The organism is Burkholderia sp. SIMBA_051 (genome assembly GCF_046534915.1).
In the GTDB taxonomy this organism is placed as follows: Bacteria; Pseudomonadota; Gammaproteobacteria; order Burkholderiales; family Burkholderiaceae; genus Burkholderia; species Burkholderia ambifaria.
The window spans coordinates 51,743-69,669 of sequence record NZ_JAWRXS010000003.1 but is presented as its reverse complement, the minus strand read 5'-3'; the positions used below and the strand labels follow the sequence as shown (position 1 = coordinate 69,669).

The 17,927-nt window shown below is 69.2% G+C and carries 17 protein-coding genes and 1 tRNA gene; 9 read left to right on the top strand and 9 right to left on the bottom strand.

Annotation, left to right across the window (positions count from 1 at the left end; all coding sequences use genetic code 11):
* Window positions 1–8: 8 nt before the first annotated feature.
* A complete protein-coding gene (hutC, locus tag SB771_RS07770; protein ID WP_011657419.1) occupies window positions 9–704 on the bottom strand; it encodes a histidine utilization repressor in 696 nt (231 codons plus the stop codon).
* 4 nt (window positions 705–708) lie between these two features.
* Window positions 709–2,232, bottom strand: a complete 1,524-nt coding sequence (gene hutH / locus SB771_RS07765; protein ID WP_011657420.1) for a histidine ammonia-lyase — start codon at window positions 2,230–2,232, stop codon at window positions 709–711.
* Between the two features lie 226 nt (window positions 2,233–2,458).
* On the opposite strand from hutH, the gene SB771_RS07760 reads away from it, so the two are divergent.
* Entirely contained in the window at window positions 2,459–3,379 is a 921-nt protein-coding gene (locus SB771_RS07760) for a glutamate/aspartate ABC transporter substrate-binding protein (protein WP_175662650.1), read from the top strand.
* A 21-nt stretch (window positions 3,380–3,400) separates the two neighbouring features.
* Here the strand turns inward: SB771_RS07760 and SB771_RS07755 are convergent, their stop codons facing one another.
* Together SB771_RS07755 and SB771_RS07750 are read right to left on the bottom strand one after the other, a co-directional pair.
* Window positions 3,401–4,156, bottom strand: coding sequence for a 4'-phosphopantetheinyl transferase family protein (locus SB771_RS07755; protein WP_175662649.1), 756 nt, complete (start codon window positions 4,154–4,156; stop codon window positions 3,401–3,403).
* A gap of 142 nt (window positions 4,157–4,298) precedes the next feature.
* Window positions 4,299–5,372: an alpha/beta fold hydrolase gene (locus SB771_RS07750; RefSeq protein ID WP_175662648.1), complete on the bottom strand. Its 1,074-nt coding sequence runs from the start codon at window positions 5,370–5,372 to the stop codon at window positions 4,299–4,301.
* Window positions 5,373–5,490: 118 nt separating this feature from the next.
* Between SB771_RS07750 and SB771_RS07745 the strand changes: the two genes are divergently transcribed.
* From SB771_RS07745 to SB771_RS07730, 4 genes are all read left to right on the top strand, one after another.
* The gene (locus SB771_RS07745) at window positions 5,491–6,432 is read left to right on the top strand and encodes a LysR substrate-binding domain-containing protein (protein WP_175662647.1); all 942 of its coding nucleotides are present in this window, start codon (window positions 5,491–5,493) and stop codon (window positions 6,430–6,432) included.
* Window positions 6,433–6,517: 85 nt separating this feature from the next.
* Window positions 6,518–6,841: a hypothetical protein gene (locus tag SB771_RS07740; protein ID WP_244096825.1), complete on the top strand. Its 324-nt coding sequence runs from the start codon at window positions 6,518–6,520 to the stop codon at window positions 6,839–6,841.
* 74 nt (window positions 6,842–6,915) lie between these two features.
* Window positions 6,916–8,148, top strand: a complete 1,233-nt coding sequence (locus tag SB771_RS07735) for an MFS transporter (RefSeq protein ID WP_175662646.1) — start codon at window positions 6,916–6,918, stop codon at window positions 8,146–8,148.
* Window positions 8,139–8,261 (top strand): hypothetical protein, encoded by a 123-nt coding sequence (locus tag SB771_RS07730; RefSeq protein WP_279607325.1) that lies wholly within the window; start codon window positions 8,139–8,141, stop codon window positions 8,259–8,261. The genes SB771_RS07735 and SB771_RS07730 overlap by 10 nt, the downstream gene beginning before the upstream one ends.
* A gap of 9 nt (window positions 8,262–8,270) precedes the next feature.
* Here the strand turns inward: SB771_RS07730 and SB771_RS07725 are convergent, their stop codons facing one another.
* The 3 genes from SB771_RS07725 to SB771_RS07715 all read right to left on the bottom strand — a co-directional run bounded on the left by SB771_RS07725 (window position 8,271) and on the right by SB771_RS07715 (window position 11,548).
* Window positions 8,271–9,773 (bottom strand): cryptochrome/photolyase family protein, encoded by a 1,503-nt coding sequence (locus tag SB771_RS07725; protein WP_175662645.1) that lies wholly within the window; start codon window positions 9,771–9,773, stop codon window positions 8,271–8,273.
* 255 nt (window positions 9,774–10,028) lie between these two features.
* Window positions 10,029–11,009 (bottom strand): acetyltransferase, encoded by a 981-nt coding sequence (locus SB771_RS07720; protein WP_175662644.1) that lies wholly within the window; start codon window positions 11,007–11,009, stop codon window positions 10,029–10,031.
* Entirely contained in the window at window positions 10,898–11,548 is a 651-nt protein-coding gene (locus tag SB771_RS07715) for an SDR family NAD(P)-dependent oxidoreductase (protein ID WP_233410129.1), read from the bottom strand. Before SB771_RS07715 ends, SB771_RS07720 begins: the two co-directional genes overlap by 112 nt.
* Window positions 11,549–11,897: 349 nt before the next feature.
* On the opposite strand from SB771_RS07715, the gene SB771_RS07710 reads away from it, so the two are divergent.
* Window positions 11,898–13,259 carry an MFS transporter gene (locus tag SB771_RS07710; protein WP_175662643.1) on the top strand — a complete coding sequence of 454 codons (1,362 nt, stop codon included), beginning with the start codon at window positions 11,898–11,900 and terminating at the stop codon, window positions 13,257–13,259.
* Window positions 13,246–14,295, top strand: coding sequence for a lactonase family protein (locus SB771_RS07705; RefSeq protein WP_175662642.1), 1,050 nt, complete (start codon window positions 13,246–13,248; stop codon window positions 14,293–14,295). The genes SB771_RS07710 and SB771_RS07705 overlap by 14 nt, the downstream gene beginning before the upstream one ends.
* A gap of 69 nt (window positions 14,296–14,364) precedes the next feature.
* Here the strand turns inward: SB771_RS07705 and SB771_RS07700 are convergent, their stop codons facing one another.
* On the bottom strand, window positions 14,365–15,402 hold the full coding sequence (locus SB771_RS07700) for an AraC family transcriptional regulator (protein ID WP_175662641.1): 1,038 nt from the start codon (window positions 15,400–15,402) through the stop codon (window positions 14,365–14,367).
* Between the two features lie 226 nt (window positions 15,403–15,628).
* Between SB771_RS07700 and SB771_RS07695 the strand changes: the two genes are divergently transcribed.
* Window positions 15,629–16,741 (top strand): fatty acid desaturase, encoded by a 1,113-nt coding sequence (locus tag SB771_RS07695; RefSeq protein ID WP_175662640.1) that lies wholly within the window; start codon window positions 15,629–15,631, stop codon window positions 16,739–16,741.
* A 41-nt stretch (window positions 16,742–16,782) separates the two neighbouring features.
* Here SB771_RS07695 and SB771_RS07690 read toward each other — a convergent pair whose 3' ends face one another.
* Window positions 16,783–17,403 (bottom strand): HAD family hydrolase, encoded by a 621-nt coding sequence (locus SB771_RS07690; RefSeq protein ID WP_175662639.1) that lies wholly within the window; start codon window positions 17,401–17,403, stop codon window positions 16,783–16,785.
* A 224-nt stretch (window positions 17,404–17,627) separates the two neighbouring features.
* Between SB771_RS07690 and SB771_RS07685 the strand changes: the two genes are divergently transcribed.
* A tRNA-Ser gene (locus SB771_RS07685) sits at window positions 17,628–17,718 on the top strand.
* Window positions 17,719–17,927 lie beyond the last annotated feature (209 nt).

Here is a 17,927-nt window from a genome sequence, read left to right as displayed (position 1 = left end):
AATTGGAATCAGAAATGCCCGGTGAAGCGATAACGACTGCCCGGGTGCCACAAGTTCGCCACCGAGGCGACGACGCCCTGCGACCAGGTACGCCGATGTAAAACCAGACACGGCTCGACGTCGTCCATCCGCAACTGCTCGCGCCGCTCGGGCGCCGGAGCCGCCGCTTCGATCCGGTACTCGACGCGCTGCAGCGGGGCCGCGCGCATCAGGTACAGGTTCGGCGTCGTGTTCGTGAAATCCTGCTCGGCATAATCCGGCGCGACCGCCGGATTCACCCATCGTTCTTCGAGCTGGACGGGTTCGTCATTCTCGAAGTGCAACACCTGCGAATAAAACAGCGTGGCGCGCACGGCCATCTGCATCTCGTCGGCGAGCGCCTCGTCGGCGCGGATCGTGTCGAGGCCGAGCACGCTGGCGCGGTACGCATGCCCGCGCGCGTCGACCTCTTCCGAAATGCTGCGGATCGCGACGAGCGTCGACTCGTACTTCGGCCGCGCGACGTAGGTGCCCGCGCCCTTCATGCGCGTGAGCACCTGCTCGGCCGTCAACTCGCGCAACGCGCGGTTGACGGTCATGCGCGCGACCTTGAACTCGCGGGCCAGTTCGTTTTCGGAGGGCACCTGGTCGCCCTCCGCCCACTCGCCGGCGTGAATGCGGCCCAGGATGAAATCCTTGATCTCCTGGTAGACCGGCGCGCTCATGGCCTTACTGTTCCGATGCGAACGAGAACGGCGCGACCTTCGCGAACGCGCGCTCGCTGACGAGCTTCGCGATCACCGCGATATCCGGTGCGAAGTAGTGGTCGAGCTCGTAGTGCGCCACATGGCCGCGGATCGTTTCCATCACGGGCGCGAGCTTCGGGCTCGTGTGGTAAGGCGCGCGCAGGTCGACGCCCTGCGCGGCGGCCAGCAGTTCGATCGCGAGGATGTACTTCGTGTTGTCCGCGATGTCGGCGAGCTTGCGCGCGGCGAACGTCGCCATCGACACGTGGTCTTCCTGGTTCGCCGAGGTCGGCAGCGAGTCGACCGATGCCGGGTGCGCGAGCGTCTTGTTTTCCGACGCCAGCGCGGCAGCCGTCACGTGGGCGATCATGAAGCCCGAGTTCACGCCGCCGTCCTTCACGAGGAACGGGGGCAGGCCCGACAGCGTCGCGTCGATCAGCAGCGCGATGCGGCGCTCGGCCAGCGCGCCGATTTCCGCTGCGGCGAGCGCGAGGTTGTCGGCCGCGAATGCGACGGGTTCAGCGTGGAAGTTGCCGCCCGACAGCACTTCGCCGGTATCCGGGAAGATCAGCGGGTTGTCCGACACGGCGTTCGCTTCGATCAGCAGCACGTCGGCCGCGTGGCGCATCTGGTCCAGGCACGCGCCCATCACTTGCGGCTGGCAGCGCAGGCTGTACGGATCCTGCACCTTGTCGCAGTCGCGGTGCGACTGGTTGATCGGCGAGCCGTCGAGCAGGTCGCGATACGCCGCGGCCGCGTCGATCTGGCCGCGATGGCCGCGCAGCTCGTGGATGCGTGCGTCGAACGGCTTCACCGAGCCGGCCGCCGCGTCGACCGACAGCGCACCCGCGACGAGCGCGGTGCGGTACAGGTCTTCGATCGAGAACATGTTGTCGAGCGCCAGCGCCGTCGACGCCTGCGTGCCGTTCAGCAGCGCGAGGCCTTCCTTCGCCTGCAGCGTCAGCGGCGCGAGGCCCGCGACGCGCAGACCGTCGAGCGCGCTCGCGCGCTCGCCGCGGATGAACACTTCACCGACGCCGAGCAGCACGGCCGACATGTGCGCGAGCGGCGCGAGGTCGCCCGATGCGCCGACCGAGCCTTTCACCGGGATCAGCGGCAACACGTCGGCGTTGAACAACGTGATCAGCGCATCCATCACCTCGCGGCGGATGCCAGAGTGGCCGCGGCCGAGGCTCGACAGCTTCAGCGCCATCAGCAGGCGCACCGACGAGCGTGCCATCGGCTCGCCCACGCCGACCGCGTGCGACAGCACCAGGTTCTTCTGCAGCAGCTCGAGCTGGTCGTGCGGGATGTGCGTGCTGGCCAGGCGGCCGAAGCCCGTGTTGATGCCGTACGCCGGCTCGCCCTTCGCCGCGATGTCGGCGACCGCCTTCGCGCCGGCGTCGATCTTCGCGAAGCTCGCCGGGTCGAGCGTGAGCTGCACGGATTCGCGAGCGATCTTGCGCAGTTGCGGGAGGGTCAGGTGTCCGGGGGTCAACGTAATCATGTGAGCAATCCTGTCTAGACAAGTTCGGGATGGATTGCAGTGTAGCCACCGGAACTTGTCTAGACAACCCCGTTTTTAATGATTTCGACTCGGGAGTTTCCCTGATGCCGGGTGCGCCCCGCCGGAGTAGCCGGCCAGGCCCGGGAATTAACATATGTTGCAATTATTTTGTCTTTGGCAACATACGAATCCGCACCTTCCTGCCATCCGCATTCGGAGACCTGCCATGACCATCCCGCCCCGGTTGACCGCCCTTTTCGGCCGCAGCCTGCTCGTCGCTGCCTGCGCGCTCGCGTGCGGCACGTCGCTCGCCGCGGAGCCGCTGTCCGGCACGCTCGAGAAGATCCGGCAGGCCGGCCTGATCTCGATCGGCCACCGCGAAACGTCGGTGCCGTTCTCCTACGTCGACGCGAGCGGCAAGGTGATCGGCTTCTCGCAGGACCTGTGCGATCGCGTGATCGCCGCCGTGAAGGCGCGCACCGGCAAGCCCGACCTGCAGGTGCGCTTCATCCCGGTCACGTCGCAGAACCGCATCCCGCTCGTGCAGAACGGCACCGTCGATCTCGAATGCGGGGTGACCACCAATCTCGCCGCGCGCCACGCGCAGGTCGCGTTCTCGACCACCTTCTTCGTCGCGACGACGCGCCTGCTCACGCGCACGAGCTCGGGCATCCGCGACTTCCCCGATCTCGCCGGCAAGACGGTCGTGACGAACCAGGGCACGACGTCCGAACGCCTGCTGCGCAAGATGAACGAGGAAAAGAAGATGAACATGCAGATCATCAGCGCGAAGGACTACGGCGAAGGACGCCTCACGCTCGAATCGGGCCGCGCGGCCGCCTACATGATGGACGACGTGCTGCTCGCCGGCGTGCGCCAGCTCGCGGCGAAACCGGCCGACTGGGCGATCGTCGGCACGCCGCAGTCGTCGGAAGCGTACGGATTCATGCTGCGCAAGGACGATCCGCAGTTCAAGGCGCTCGTCGACGGCGTGCTCGTGCAGTTGATGAAGAGCGGCGAGATCAATGCGCTGTACGACAAGTGGTTCATGAAGCCGGTGCCGCCGAAGGGGCTCGCGTTCGACTTCCCGATGAGCGACGTGATCAGGACGCGCTACACGGCGCCGAACGACGCACCGCTCGAGTGAGCGCCGCGCGGTGACATCGGCTCATGCGCGCGTCCATGCGACGCACGCCGCGTAGCCGGGCGCCGCGTCGAGCCAGCGCGCGTCGAACGCGGCCACGCCGGCCGCCGGCGCGGCCGGCTCGATGATCGTCGTCGCAGGCGTCGCCGCATCGCGCGGCGGCACGACGGCGAACGCGCGCAGCCCACCGCCGATGCCGATGCCGAGCGCCTTGAGCAGCGCCTCCTTCGCGGACCACACGCGCATGAACGCGTCGGCACGCGCGCCGGGCGGCAGGCCGTCGAGATACGCGGCTTCGGCAGTCGCGCACACTTCGGCCGTCAGCGCGCGCCAGTCGGTCGTGCGGTTGCAGCTTTCGATATCGACGCCGACGCGCCCCGTCCCTGCCCATGCGATGAGCGCGTGATCGCCCGCGTGCGACACGTTGAAATCGAGCGATGCGCGATGCGCGGGATCCAGCGACGGCCGTCCCGATGCATCGACGACGATCGCGATATCGTTCGGCGCGATGTCGAGCGCCGCGCCGAGCACGTCGCGCAGCGCGGCGCGCGTCGCGGCGCTGCGCACCGCATCCTCGTGTCGAAGATAGCGCCCGGCACGCGCGCGCTCGGCGTCGCTCAATGCCGCATAGGCCGGCGACGCGAGCGGCACGCGCCAGTCGAAATCGATGCGCGCGACCTGCACGCCGGCACGCGACGCGGCAGGCGGCAGGTCGAGCAGGTGCACGCGCCATGCGCGCGACAGGTCGGCGGAAATCTCGGAATCGGGCGGAACGGACATCGGCACGCAGCGGGCAGTCGGATCAAACGTCCGATGTTAATCGATCGCGCGGGACGCGGAACGATGCGTCGCGACGCGGATCGTCGGCGGCGGCGGCCGGCGCGGCCGCCTGATCGACGCGACGGCCTGGTTGCGGGCGCGGTCAGCCTTGCGCGACGGCGCCCGGCACGCCGCTTTCCGCCTGCCCCGCACGCTGCGCCGGATGGCGCGCGTGGACATGGCCCGGCGCATCGGCCGGCAGCGCGCCGTGTTGCAGCCAGTACAACGCGACGGGCCACAGCGTGTCGGTGAAGCGGCTGTGGAAGAACGCGAAATGACCGATCGCATCGACGCCGATGTCGCGCGGCGCGATCCGCAGATGCGTGACGTCGCTGCCCGTGTAGTAGCCGGCCAGCCGTTCGATCGCGGCGATCGTGCCGAAGCCGTCGTCCTCGAGGCCGATCGCCAGCATCGGCGCCGACAGCCGCGCGAAGCGGGCCGGCAACGCGGCGCGGCTCGCCGCGGTTTCAGCGAGCAGGCCGTGCGTGTACGTATCCTCGAAGCGCGGTTGCGCGCGCACCCACGACAGCGCGACGCCGCGCGGCGTGTCTTCCATCCAGCCGAGCCGTTTCGCGGGCACATAGCCGAACACGGCCGCGAGCGCCGGCATCGCGACGTGCCACTTCAACCACATGCGCCGCCGCTCTTGCGGCCGATAATCGCGCCAGTACGCATACTGCGCGCCGACGGTCACCACATTACGCACGCACGCGTTCGACGCCGCGAGCCCGAGCACGCAGCCGCCGATGCTGTGCGCGACGACGTCGAGCGGCTGGCCCGCAAACGCGTCGCGCGCGTACTGCAGCGCGGCCTCGCAATCGAGCCGCCCCCAGTCGAGCCAGTTCGCGCGCAGCGTCGCGAGCCGCGCGGGGCGCGATCCGCCGATCCCGCGATAGTCGTAGACGAGCACGTCGCGCCCCTGCGCGAACAGCCACGCGGCGAAGCGGAAGTAATAGTCGCAGCGCACGGACGTCGCGCAATTGATGACCGTCACGGGCCGCCCGGCGCCACCGCCGCCGCCGCGATGGCGCCACACGTAGCCGCGCAACGCGTAGCCATCGGCCGCGGTCAGCGTCACGGGCTGCGGCGGCAATGCGTCCGCCGCCCGCCCGGGCGCGTACTCGGCCGCTTGCCCGGCCGGGTGCGCCGTCCCGCCTGCTTCGTTCGAAATCGTCATCCTGTCTCCTGTGCGGCACCACCTGACCTGGCGCCTGCCCGTCGGCCAGCCTCCATTGAACTTGACGCGCCCGGTGTTCTCAACCAATCTTGCTGCTCCGTTCGCATGAGCTCGACGCATGTCAACGCCGCTCGTCCGTCTCCCGTCGCTGGATCTCGTGCGCGGCTTCGTCGCCGTCGGCCGGCGCATGAGCATCACGCTCGCCGCGCAGGACTTGTGCGTCACGCAGTCGGCCGTCAGCCGCCAGGTGCATGCGCTCGAAGCGCATCTCGGCGTCGCGCTGCTGCAGCGCGGCTATCGGAAGATCGCGTTCACGCCCGAAGGCGAGCGGCTGTTCCGCGCCGCGGATGCGGCACTGCTCAGCCTGCAGCACACCGTCGCGTCGCTCGCCGCCGCGCGCGAGCGCCAGCCCGTCACGATTACCGCGAGCATCGGCGTGACCGCCTTGTGGCTGCTGCCGCGACTCGGGCGCCTGCAGGCGCGCCTGCCCGAGGTCGACTTGCGTGTCGCCGCGAACGACAAGGTACTCGATTTGCGCGCGGAAGGCATCGACCTCGGGATCCGCTACTGCCCGCGCGAGCGCGCGCCGGCCGGCGCGGTACGCCTGTTCGACGAGATCGTCGTGCCGGTCGCGCACCCCGCGCTGGCCGCCCGGCCCGTCACCGACGCGGCCGCGATCGCGGACCACGTGCTGCTCGAATTCGACGGGCCGCCGCAAACACAGCTGCAATGGCGTGCGCACCTGCACGCGGCCGGGCTCGGCGACGCGCGCCCCAAGGGCGTGCTGCGCTTCAACCAGTACGACCAGGTGATCCACGCGGCGATCGCCGGCCAGGGCGTCGCGCTCGGACGGCTCGCGCTCGTCGCGCCGATGCTCGCCGACGGCCGGCTCGCGGTGCTCGGCCCGCGCTCGCAGACGGCGTCGGATGCCTATGGCTACTGGCTGTTCCGGCACGATCCGGCACCGCGCCGCGAAGTCGCCGACGTGCGCGACTGGATACTCGCCGAAGCAGCCGAGTGCGACGCGGCGATGCGCGCGTACGACGTGGAGCAGCGGTAGGCGCGCGCGGTTTTTCGCGTTGAGCCGATGTCGGTGCCTGCGCGCAGCGGCGATCGTTGCGCGACGGATCGCGCCACTGCAGGCGATGGACCGACGCCGTAACAGCGCATCGGCCGCGTGCCACGCCGGCCGCCTGCGCGGCAGCGGCTCCACGCACCCGGCCCGCGCCGCCGTCCTCGCCGTCCGCGCCGTCCTCGCCCTTTTCGCCCTTTTCGCCCTTTTCGCCCTTTTCGCCCTTTTCGCCCTTTTCGCCCTTTTCGCCCTTTTCGCCCTTCTCGCCCTTCTCGCCCTTCTCGCCCTTCTCGCCCTTCTCGCCCTTCTCGCCCCCCTCACCCTTCTCGCCGACATCGCGCCCGACCTCGCGTCACATTCCCGGCACGCATGCGAACCCGACCGAATGATCGCTTGAGCGACACCGCGACCGGATCGTCTAATCGGATCGAACGCGGCCGTCGCGCCGCACACATTCATCCGGAGACATGCATGACCCCGATCGAACGAGACGCACGGCGGCGCTGGCTGCCGGTACTCGCAGGCGGCCTGATCATGGGCGCCGCGCTCGGCATCCGCCATGTGCAGGGCTTGTTCCTCGCGCCGGTCACGCTCGACCACGGCTGGTCGCGCGAAGCGTTCGGCCTCGCGCTCGCGCTGCAGAACCTGGTGTGGGGCATCGCGCAGCCGTTGACCGGGATGATCGCCGACCACTTCGGGTCGGTGCGCGTGATCGTCGCCGGCATGCTGCTGTACGCGGCCGGGCTCGTCACGATGGCGCTGGCGGCGTCGATCGGCGTGTTCACGGCCGGTGCGGGGCTCGTGATCGGCATCGCGCTGTCGGGGTCGGCGTTCGCGTCGATCTACGGCGCGCTGAGCCGGCTGTTTCCGCCCGACCAGCGCGGCTGGGCGCTCGGCGTCGCCGGCGCGATCGGCGGGCTCGGCCAGTTCTGCATGGTGCCGGTCGCGCAGGTCCTGATCGGCGGCATCGGCTGGCAGCATGCGTTCGTCGCGCTCGCCCTCGTCGCCGCGCTGCTCGCGCCGCTCGCCGTGCTGGTGCGCGACCGGCCCGCGCAGGCCGCGAGCCGTGCCGACGGCACCGACCAGTCGATCGCGGCGGCCGTGCGCGAGGCGTTCGCGCACCGCGGCTTCTGGCTGCTGAACGCCGGGTTCTTCGCATGCGGGTTCCAGCTCGCGTTCGTCGCGACCCACCTGCCGGCCTACCTGCTCGATCACGGCCTGCCCGCGCGCCATGCCAGCGTCGCGCTCGCGCTGATCGCGCTGACCAACGTGGCCGGCACCTACGCGTGTGGCTATCTCGGCGGCCTGCTGCGGCGCAAGTACGTGCTGTCCGTGCTGTACCTCGTGCGCGCGCTGGCGATGGCCGCGTTCGTTGCCGCGCCGTTGTCGGTCGCGAGCGTCTACGTGTTCGCGGCCGTGATGGGCTTCACGTGGCTCGGCACGGTGCCGCTGACCAATGGCGTGATTTCGCAGGTGTTCGGCGTGCGCTACATCGCGACACTGTTCGGCTTCGTGTTCTTCGGGCACCAGCTCGGCAGCTTCTTCGGCGTGTGGCTCGGCGCGCTCGTGTACGACGCGACGCATTCGTACCTGCCGCTGTGGATCGGCTCGATCGCGCTCGGCGTGCTGGCCGCGCTGCTGCACCTGCCGATCGACGACGCACGCATCGCGCGCCCCGGCTCGGCCAACGCCGCATGGGCATGATCCGTGCGGCGTTGGTCGCCGGCGTGCTCGCGTTCGTCGCGTGGTGCGGCGCGACCTACTTCGATTCGGGCATCGCGCTCGCGCTCGTCGAGCACGCGGCGTTCTGCAACTGACGCGGCAAGTTACACCGCGCGCGAACGGCCGGCGGCGCCCGGCTTCGGCAACGTGGCCAGCGCATCGAGCGCACGACGGCGCGCGCCGTCGTGATCGACGATCGGCGCCGGATAGTCGAGCCCGAGCCGCACCCCGGCCGCCGCCAGCTGCGCCGCGGATGCCTCCCACGGCGCGTGGATCGCCGCCGCGTCGAGGCCCGCGAGTTCCGGCACCCAGCGGCGCACGTACTCACCCTGCGGGTCGAACTTCCGGCCCTGCGTCACCGGATTGAAGATGCGGAAATACGGCGCGGCGTCGGCCCCGCAGCCAGCCACCCATTGCCAGTTCGCCGGGTTGTTCGCGGCGTCCGCATCGACGAGCGTGTCGTGGAACCAGCGCTCGCCCGCCCGCCAGTCGATCAGCAGATGCTTGACGAGGAACGACGCGACGACCATCCGCACGCGGTTGTGCATCCAGCCGGTCGTCCACAGCTCGCGCATTCCCGCGTCGACGAGCGGATAGCCGGTCAGCCCGCGCTGCCACGCGCGCAGCGCAGCGGAATCGTCGCGCCACGGCATCGCGTCGAACTGCGCGCGGAAGTTGTCGATAGCGAGCGCCGGGAAGTGATACAGCAGCACGTGGCTGAATTCGCGCCAGCCGAGCTCGCTCAGGAATTTCTCCGCACCGGCCGCGCACGCCGCGCCGCCCGTCTGTGCCGCACCCTGCACCGCATGCCACACCTGTCGCGGCGACACGTTGCCGAAGCGCAGGAACGGCGACAGCCGGCTCGTCGCGGGCTCACAGGGCCGATCGCGTGTGTCGGCGTAGCCGGCGAGCGACGCGTGCACGAACGCGTCGAGCCGCGCATGCGCGCCGGCTTCGTCGGGCGCCGGCCACGCGTCGCGCAGACCACCCGCCCAGTCCGGCGCGTGCGGGCGCAACGCGAGCGCGTCGAGCGCCAGCACGCGTTCGCGCACGGCGGCCGGCCACGGATGAAACGCGATCTGCTCCGGTTCGGGCAGCGGCGCCGTCACCGTGCGATCGCGCCGCACCGCGCGCCAGTATGCGGTGAACACCTGGAACGGCGTACCGGCGCCCGTCATCACTTCCCACGGTTCATTCAGCAGGCTGCCGTTGCTGCTCTCGACCTCGTGGCCGCGCGCCTTCAGCGACGCCTTCAACGCCGCATCGGCGTCGCGCTGCGGCTGCGCGTAGCGGCGGTTCCAGTACACGGCCGCCGCGCCCGTGTCGCGCACGACGCGCTCGATCTCGCGCTGCGCATCGCCGCGCAATAGCAGCAGGTGTCCGCCATGACGCGCGAGCGCCGCGTCGAGTGCGGCGAGCGCGCCGTGCAGCCACCAGCGCGCCGCGCCGCCGAGCGCACGCCCCGCCCCGTCGCCCGTGTCGTCGACATACACGCACACGAGCGGCCGGCCCGACGCGACTGCGCGCGTCAGCGCGGGCTGGTCGGTCACGCGCAGATCGTCGCGGAACCACACGACGGCAGGAGCAACGGACGACTTGGCGGACACGAGCACCTCGCGGCAGGAAATTGAAAGTGACCCGTATTGTCGCGGCAGGCTAGTGCGATGTCGATGCATGCAATGCATGCGGCGTGCATGCGCGCATCGCGTGCCGACGCCGGATCGCCGGCCCGGTGAAACGCCTTAGTCCATTCCGACGATTCTTCGTCGAGGTTCACGCGTGACGCGATCGACTCGCGCGTGCCGGGCTCGCCGACGCAACCGGCTGGAGCGGCGCGACGCGCGCGGCGCACGGGCCGCGGCTCAGTCCAGCCGGAACGCCGCTTCGAACCGCTCGGCGAACGCGTCGAACTCGGCTTCCGGCAAATGGTTGATGCCACCCGCGCGCTTGCGCCCGCCGCCGGTCGGGAAACCGCGGCAGAACTCGTCGGCGCAAAGCGGCCTGCCGTCGGGCACGCGCACGCTGACCACGAACCCGCCCTGCGCACGCGGCGACAGCACCGCGAGCGCCGCGTGCGGCGCATTGCGCATCCGCTCGTTCGCGAGCATCCCCGACACGCGCCGCGCCCACGGTTGATCCGGCATCCTGATCAACGTCGCGCCCGGCACGTCGCGCAGCGGCACGAGCGCGCATGCCCGCGCCATGTCGTCGCGATAGCCGTCGCGCAGCGCGGCGAACACCGGCGTGTCGCGCACGAAGTCGAGCGGATCGGCGCACGGCAGCATCGCATCGGCCAGCACCGCCGGATCGAAATGCAGGTCGCCGACGCAGTCGCCGTAGGCGTTGTAGTTCAGATAGAGCCCGAGCTCGGCCAGCGTGCAGCGTTCGGCTTCGTCGATTCCGTATTCGCGGGCGAGCGCGTCGCCGAGCGCCGGCAGTTCGTCGCCGAACGCCGCGACGATCGCCCAGCGCACGTGCCGCCCGCCGAGATAGCGGTTCACGAGCGCGCTCGTGCAGATGTCGGCGGCCGTGTCGATATACGCATCGAAACGCGAATCGCCCGGCAACGCGCCCGCGAAGTGATGATCGAAGTAGCGAACCGCCGCGCCGTCGCGCAGCAGCCGCGCGCATGCGTCGCGGTTCTGGTCGTGCGACACGTCGAGCACGGTCACGCGATCGCCGGCCCGCGCGTCGATTCGCTCGAGCAGCTTGATATCGCGCTTCACGCCGGTCACAAGCGTGCCGCCCGCGCCCTCCGCGAGCCGCAGCTGTTGCAGCGCGCAGAGGCCATCCGCGTCGCCGTTGAACGCGAAGAAATGCCGTGCCTGACGAGTTTCCTGCATATTCGCTGCTCCCTCCTCAGGGCATGAAATCGCCGCCGTTCGCATCCAGCGTCGCGCCGGTCACCGCGTTCGCGTAATCCGACGCACGGAACAGCGCCGCGCGCGCAGTCGTCGTCGGTGGGCAGCTTCGCGAGCGCGATGTTCGACGCGATCGGCGCGATGATCTCCTCCTCCGTCATCCCGTATTCGGCTGCCGCCTGCCGGAAATACGTCTGGGTCGGCACGCCCCACATCCACCCCATGTGGATGCTGTTCGCACGGATCCCGTGCACGCCGAGCTCGCGCGCCAGATATTTTGCCGCAACCGCGAGCGCGCCCTTCGATACAGCGTAGCCCGATTCCCCTGCAAATGGCTTGCGCGTCGCCTGCGTGTTGATCATCACGATCGCGCCGCGCTTCTGCAGCTTCATGTGCGGCACGATTTCCAGCGTGAGCGTCATGGTGCCGAACACGTTGGTGTCGAACACCGCGCGCCAGCCGTCGAGATCGGCGTCCTCGACGGCCTCCGGAAACGTGCCGTGCACGAACGCGCTGTTCACGAGCGCGTCGATCCGGCCGAGGCGCTCGATCGCCTGCGTCGCGAGCTGCCGGCATTACGCGCGCTCGGCAATGGCGGTACGCAGCTTCAGCACGTCGCATGCGACGCCGCCAGTGCTCAGCCGGCGCTCGCTCGCGATCCCACGTCATACGTCATCGGATGTGGTCGAACGGCGCGCCACCCTCCTGATATTCCCCAATATTTGGGCATATTCCGGGTAAACCCGCGACGCCATGCCTAAAGCTCCGGCGTACCATGTCGTACGACGACATACTACTTAAATCACCATCCCGACGCCGACGCGGGCCGCCGCCGCCGCCCCCGTTCGCCGCCCGACCGGAGACACACCCTTGACCTCACCCGCCCTGCCCGGCCGCGACCCGCTCGCGTCCGCCGTTTCGAAAGTGAAGTGGCACGTGCTGCCGCTCGTGCTGATCATGTTCATCGCGAACTACATCGACCGCGTGAACGTCGGCTTCGTCGACCGCCACCTCGAAGCGTCGATCGGTATCGGCGCGGCCGCTTACGGGCTCGGCGCCGGCCTGTTCTTCGTCGGCTACGCGCTGTTCGAAGTGCCGTCGAACCTGCTGATGCAGCGTTACGGCGCACGCATCTGGCTCGCGCGGATCATGGCGACATGGGGCGTCGTCGCGGCCGCGATGGCGTTCGTGTGGAACGACACGTCGTTCTATGCGCTGCGCTTCCTGCTCGGCGCGGCCGAGGCCGGCTTCTTCCCCGGCGTCGTGCTGTATCTGTCGCAATGGCTGCCGCCGCAGGAACGCGGCAAGGCGATGGCGATCTTCCTTGGCGGTTCCGCGTTCGCGTCGGTCCTGTCCGGGCCCGTCACCGGCGCGCTGCTGTCGATCCACGGCTTCGGCTTGCAGGGCTGGCAGTGGATGTTCCTGATCGAAGGGATGTTCTCGGTCGCGCTGTGCGGCGCGAGCTGGCTGCTGCTGAAATCGCACATCCGCGACGCGACGTGGCTCACCGCCGACGAACGCGCTGCGCTGCAGAACGCCCTCGACGAAGAGCGCGCGACACGCGACGTGCGCTCGAAGGTGCACGTGTCGGCCACCACGCTGCTGCGCGACCCGCAGATCATGCTGTTCTGCTTCCTGTATTTCGCGATCCAGCTGACGATCTACGCGGCCACCTTCTGGCTGCCGACGATCATCCGCAAGATGGGCGGCCTCACTGACTTTCAGGTCGGCCTCTACAACACGATTCCGTGGATGATCGCGATCGGCGCGATGTACGGCTTCGCGGTGCTGTCCGCGAAGTGGAAGCATCCGCAGCGCTGGCTGTCGTTCGCGCTGGTGCTGGCCGCGTGCGGGCTGTTCGCGTCGACGTCGCACGATCCCGTCTGGTCGTTCGCGTCGATCTGCTTCGCCGCGCTCGGCTTCAAGGCCGCGTCGGCGCTGTTCTGGCCGATCCCGCAGGGCTACCTCGACACGCGCGTGGCCGCGGCCGTGATCGCGCTGATCAACTCGATCGGCAACCTCGGCGGCTTCGTCGCGCCGACGGCATTCGGCTATCTGAAGCAACATACGGGTTCGATCACGGGCGGCCTGTATGCGCTCGCGATCGCGTCCCTCGTCGCGGCGGTCGCCGCGCTGTTCGCGCGCACCCACCGGCGCAGCGATCCGCCGCGCGGCCTGCCGGCCGACGAGTCCTTCACGAACACCGCGATGCTCCGCCATGCCGAACACTGATCGCCTGACCGTCGTCGTCTCGAATGCCGTCGACGGCGACCTCGCCACGTTCTCGCTCCCGTCCGACGGCGCGCTGGCGCCGCTCGCCCGCTACCCGGCCGGCGATGCCGCGATGCCCGTCGCCGTGCAGCCCGATCGCGCGCGGCTGTACGTCGCGACGCGCGGCGAGCAGCCGACGATCGTCGCGTTCCGCGTCGCGACCGGCACCGGCGCGTTCGCACGCATCGGCGCGACCGCGATCGACGCGAGCCATGCGTACCTGTCGCTCGACCGCAGCGGCCGCTGGCTGCTCGGCGCATCGTACGGCGGCAATTCGCTGAGCCTCTACGACGCCGCGCGCGTGCGTGACGGCGACGGTGCGCCGCTGCAGGTCGCGCACGGCATCGCGAACGCGCATGCCGTCGTCGTGTCGCCGGACAACCGCTTCGCGTATGTGAGTTCGCTCGGCTCGGACCGGATCTTCACGTTCGCGCTGGTCGAGGATGCCGGCGGCCTGCGTGCGCTCGAACACGGCGAAACGCGCGTGCCGGGCGGCTTCGGGCCGCGTCATCTGCGCTTCGCGCGCGACGGCCGCGCGCTCGTCGCGGTCAGCGAATTCCAGGCCACGCTCGCGACCTTCGCCCGCGACACCGACAGCGGCCGCCTCGGCGACGCGCAGGTCAGCGCGCGGCACGCGGCCGTCGCCGACCTCCCGCAAGGTCACGCGCGCCCGCCCGCGCCGACCGGGCCCGCCGTGTGGGCCGCCGATCTGCACCTGACGCCCGACGAGCGCTTCGCGTATGTCAGCGAACGCACGTCGAGCCAATTGCTCTGCTATCGCCGCGCCGCGGACGGCAGCTTCGAACCCGCGCACGCGACGCTCACCGAAACGCAGCCGCGCGGCTTCGCGATCGATCCGTCGGGACGCTGGCTCGTCGCGTGCGGCGAACAGTCGGAATACGTGGCGGTCTACGCGATCGCGCCGGACGACGGCACGCTGGCGTTGCACGCGCGCGTGCCCGGTGGGCGCGGCGCGAACTGGGTTGCGATCGTCTGATTAGTCGAATGACCACCGGATCGACGCCGTGCGCCCGGTAGGCACCGGTCCGCGCCGCCCCGCGCGCCGTCAGCGCCGCTCGCTCGGCGCGACGCCGGTCCAGCGCTTGAACGCGCGTGTGAAATTCGCGCGGTCGGTATAGCCGACCCGCGCCGCGATCTCGTCGACCGGCAGTCGCGTGCCCTCCAGCAACCGCAGCGCATCGCGCAGCCGGATCTCGTCGAGCAGCGTCGAATAGGTCGCGCCGAATTCCGCGAGCTTGCGTTTCAACGTACGCGCCGATACGTGCAGTTCGCGCGCGACGTCGTCCACCGACGGATAGCCGGCGTCACCGCAGATCAGCAGGTTGCGCACGCGCTCGACGATGCTTTCCGCATAGCCGAGCCGTGCGAGCTCGGCCTCGCATTGCTGGACGATCATCTGCGCGGTCTGCGCGTTCGCGGTGCCGATCGGCTCGTCGAGCAGCGCGGCGTCGCAGCGGATGCGGTTCGCGCTCGCGTCGAAATGACAGCGCGGCAGCCGCGCGCGATAGCGCTCGAACCACGGCGGCTCCGGCCATTCGAAATGCAGCTCCGCACGCGACTGCAGCGTGCGCCCCGGCGCGGGATCGAGCAGCGAGTTGAACAGGATCGCCGTCTCGACCAGGAAGTTTTCCACCGCGAACTGGCGCAGCCGGCCAAGCGCAAACGCCTCGAGCACGTCGATGTCGACGATCCCGTCGAGCTGCGTGAGCCGCACCGAAAAGAACGGCACGCGCGTCGGCAGGTAGCGGATGCCGAGCGCGATCGCTTCGCCGAGCGTCGCGCAACTCATCAGCCCGAAGCCGATCAGCCCGGATTTCGTCAGGCTGCTGCGCAGGCCGATCTCGATCGCGATCGACGGATCGTTCGTCGCGTCGAGCAGGTTGAACACGATCGCCGCCTGCTGCAGCGGCGTGATGCGCGCGTCGGGCTGCGCGAGCCGCTCGCGCGCGACGCCGGAGCCGGCGAGAATGCGCTCGCCCTCGATGCCGCGCTCCTCGGCGAGCATCAGCATGAACAGCGCATACGCGGACGATACCGTCGCCTTGTTCAGCTGGCGCGCGGCATCCGGGGCGGACAGGGCCATGCGGCGGACTCCGGTGCGGTTTCGGCGGATTGTAGCGTCGCTGGCCCGCAATGACACCACGGCGGCACTCTACCCGCGCGGGGCCGCATCGGGTGCTGCCGCGCCGGCGACCGTGGCCCGAAATGACACCATCATTGGCACCGGCGGCCCTCGTGTGCGTGACGGGGTGCGCCTATGCTTGTCACATCGGCATTGCGCCCCACTCTTTCCGCACGGATTCCGGTCGATGAGCCAACCCGCACGAACCGTCTTTCGACACGACGCCGACAAGGTCGCGTATGTCCGCCGCGAGGTGAACGCCGCCAGCGACGCGATCCGCGCGCGCTTTCCGCTGCTCGACAACCAGAATCTCGTCGGCGCGACCGTGATGGCCGTGTCGATCAGCGCGATGCTCGCGATCGCGTGGCTGTATGCGCGCGGCGCAATCGCGTGGTACGTCGCGCTGCCGCTCGCCGCGTTCGTCACGTCGCTGATCCACGAACTCGAGCACGACCTGATCCACCTGATGTACTTCAAGAAGACGCCGTGGGCCTATCACCTGATGATGGCGCTCTGTTGGCTCACGCGGCCGGGCACGATCAACCCGTGGACGCGCCGGCGCATGCACCTGCATCACCACAAGGTATCGGGCGGCGAATCGGATCTCGAGGAATTCGGCATCACCAACGGTGAACGCTGGGGCGTGAAGCGGCTGCTGATGATCGCGGACGGCATGCTCGCCGTCGTGTTGCGGCCGGATGCGATGCGCCGCAAGGTCAGGCAGTACGTCGCCGCGCAGCCGGTGCAGGATGCATCCGAACGCGCGCAATTACGCGTCGAGCAGGTGTCGTCCTACATGCCGATCGGTCACGCGTACTACGCGCTGTGGCACGCGTTCATCGTCTATCACGTCGGGCTGTTCGCGCTGCATGCGTTCGGCCATGCGATCACCGTGCCGGCCCTCGTCGAGCGCGTGATGCACGTCGTCGATTTCCTTGCGGTCGTGTGGCTCGGGCCGAACTTCGTGCGCAGCTTCTGCATCAACTTCGTCAGCTCGAACATGCATTACTTCGGCGACATCGATTCGCGCAACGTGATCCAGCAGACTCAGGTGCTCAACCCGTGGTGGATGCTGCCGTTCCAGCTGTTCTGCTTCAACTTCGGCAGCACGCACGCGATCCATCACTTCGTGGTGCGCGATCCGTTCTACATCCGGCAGTTGACCGCGCGCACCGCGCATGCGGCGCTGCGTGAAGTCGGCGTGCGGTTCAACGATGTCGGCACGTTCAGGCGGGCGAATCGCTGGGGCGCGTATTGTCCGGATCGCGGGATGCGCAGCGTGCAGCGGGCCGACGCGTAACGGCGGCGTGCCGGGCTCGGCTCGGCGCCCCCGTCAATTCATCAATCGCCGATCGGCGGCATCGGTCCGTGCCCGCGGATCCATGCCCAGTTCGCGAGTTCGGCCATTTCCTTGTCGCCGCGGCTGTCACCGTAGGCGAACAGTTTCGCGGGCGCCCGATTTCCCCACCAGCCGCGCAAGCGCACGACTTTCTGCGGGCCCCAGCAGTTCTCGCCGTTCAGCCGCCCGGTGAACCTGCCGCGCTCGAACGCGAGGTGCGTCGCGAGCACCGTGTCGATGCCCGCCGTCTTCGCCCACTTCTCCAGATACAGCGACGGCGACGCGCTGACCAGCACGACTTCGTGCCCGCGCGCGCGATGCTCGCGCACTCGTTCCAGCATGTCCGGACGCACGAGGTTCGGCAGATAGCCGTCGACGAACCGGCGCGCGAGCGCATCGAGCGCGTCGTCGCCAATCGGGCCGAATGCAAACCACGCGAACTTCGCCTTCGCGTCGCCGCGCGACAGCAGCCCGGCTTTCATCGCGACGATCCACGGCAGCGCGCGCAGCCCGGCCCACGCGAAGCGCGGCGTGCCGACCGCGTAACGGACGAAATGGCGGAAGCTGTCGGTGGTCGTGATGGTGCCGTCGAAATCGAACGCGGCGACGATGCGGTCAGTCATGGAGAGGCGGGGAAGCGATGAGATGCGGGGGAAGATAGCAGACTTGGGGGCGGGGGCGGTCATCCCGGATCATGTCGAACGCGGCGAGCACGTCTATCGCCCCGAGGATCGCGCACGGCGGCACGAACGCGCAGGCCACGGAAACCGGATTTCCGGCAGCTTACAGCCGCGCGTCGAAGGGGCTGGCGGGAGGTCGCGGGAGTTTGCTATACTCTCGGTCTTCCGGAGAGATGGATGAGTGGTTTAAGTCGCACGCCTGGAAAGCGTGTATAGGTTAATCGCCTATCGGGGGTTCGAATCCCCCTCTCTCCGCCAGATGATGGCGGAAAACCCCGTAAAGTCAATGACTTACGGGGTTTTTTGTTTTTCGACTCACAAGCCGACTATCAAACATCAATTGCGCGAGTTGCTAAGAGCGTCGCAAGGACTCTTCGGTCGCCCGTCGTGCGCGAGACCCGGCGATACGTGGCATCTAGTCGAGCCGATGAGGGGACGAAAGATCGTTTTCGGCACGGGCTGCATTG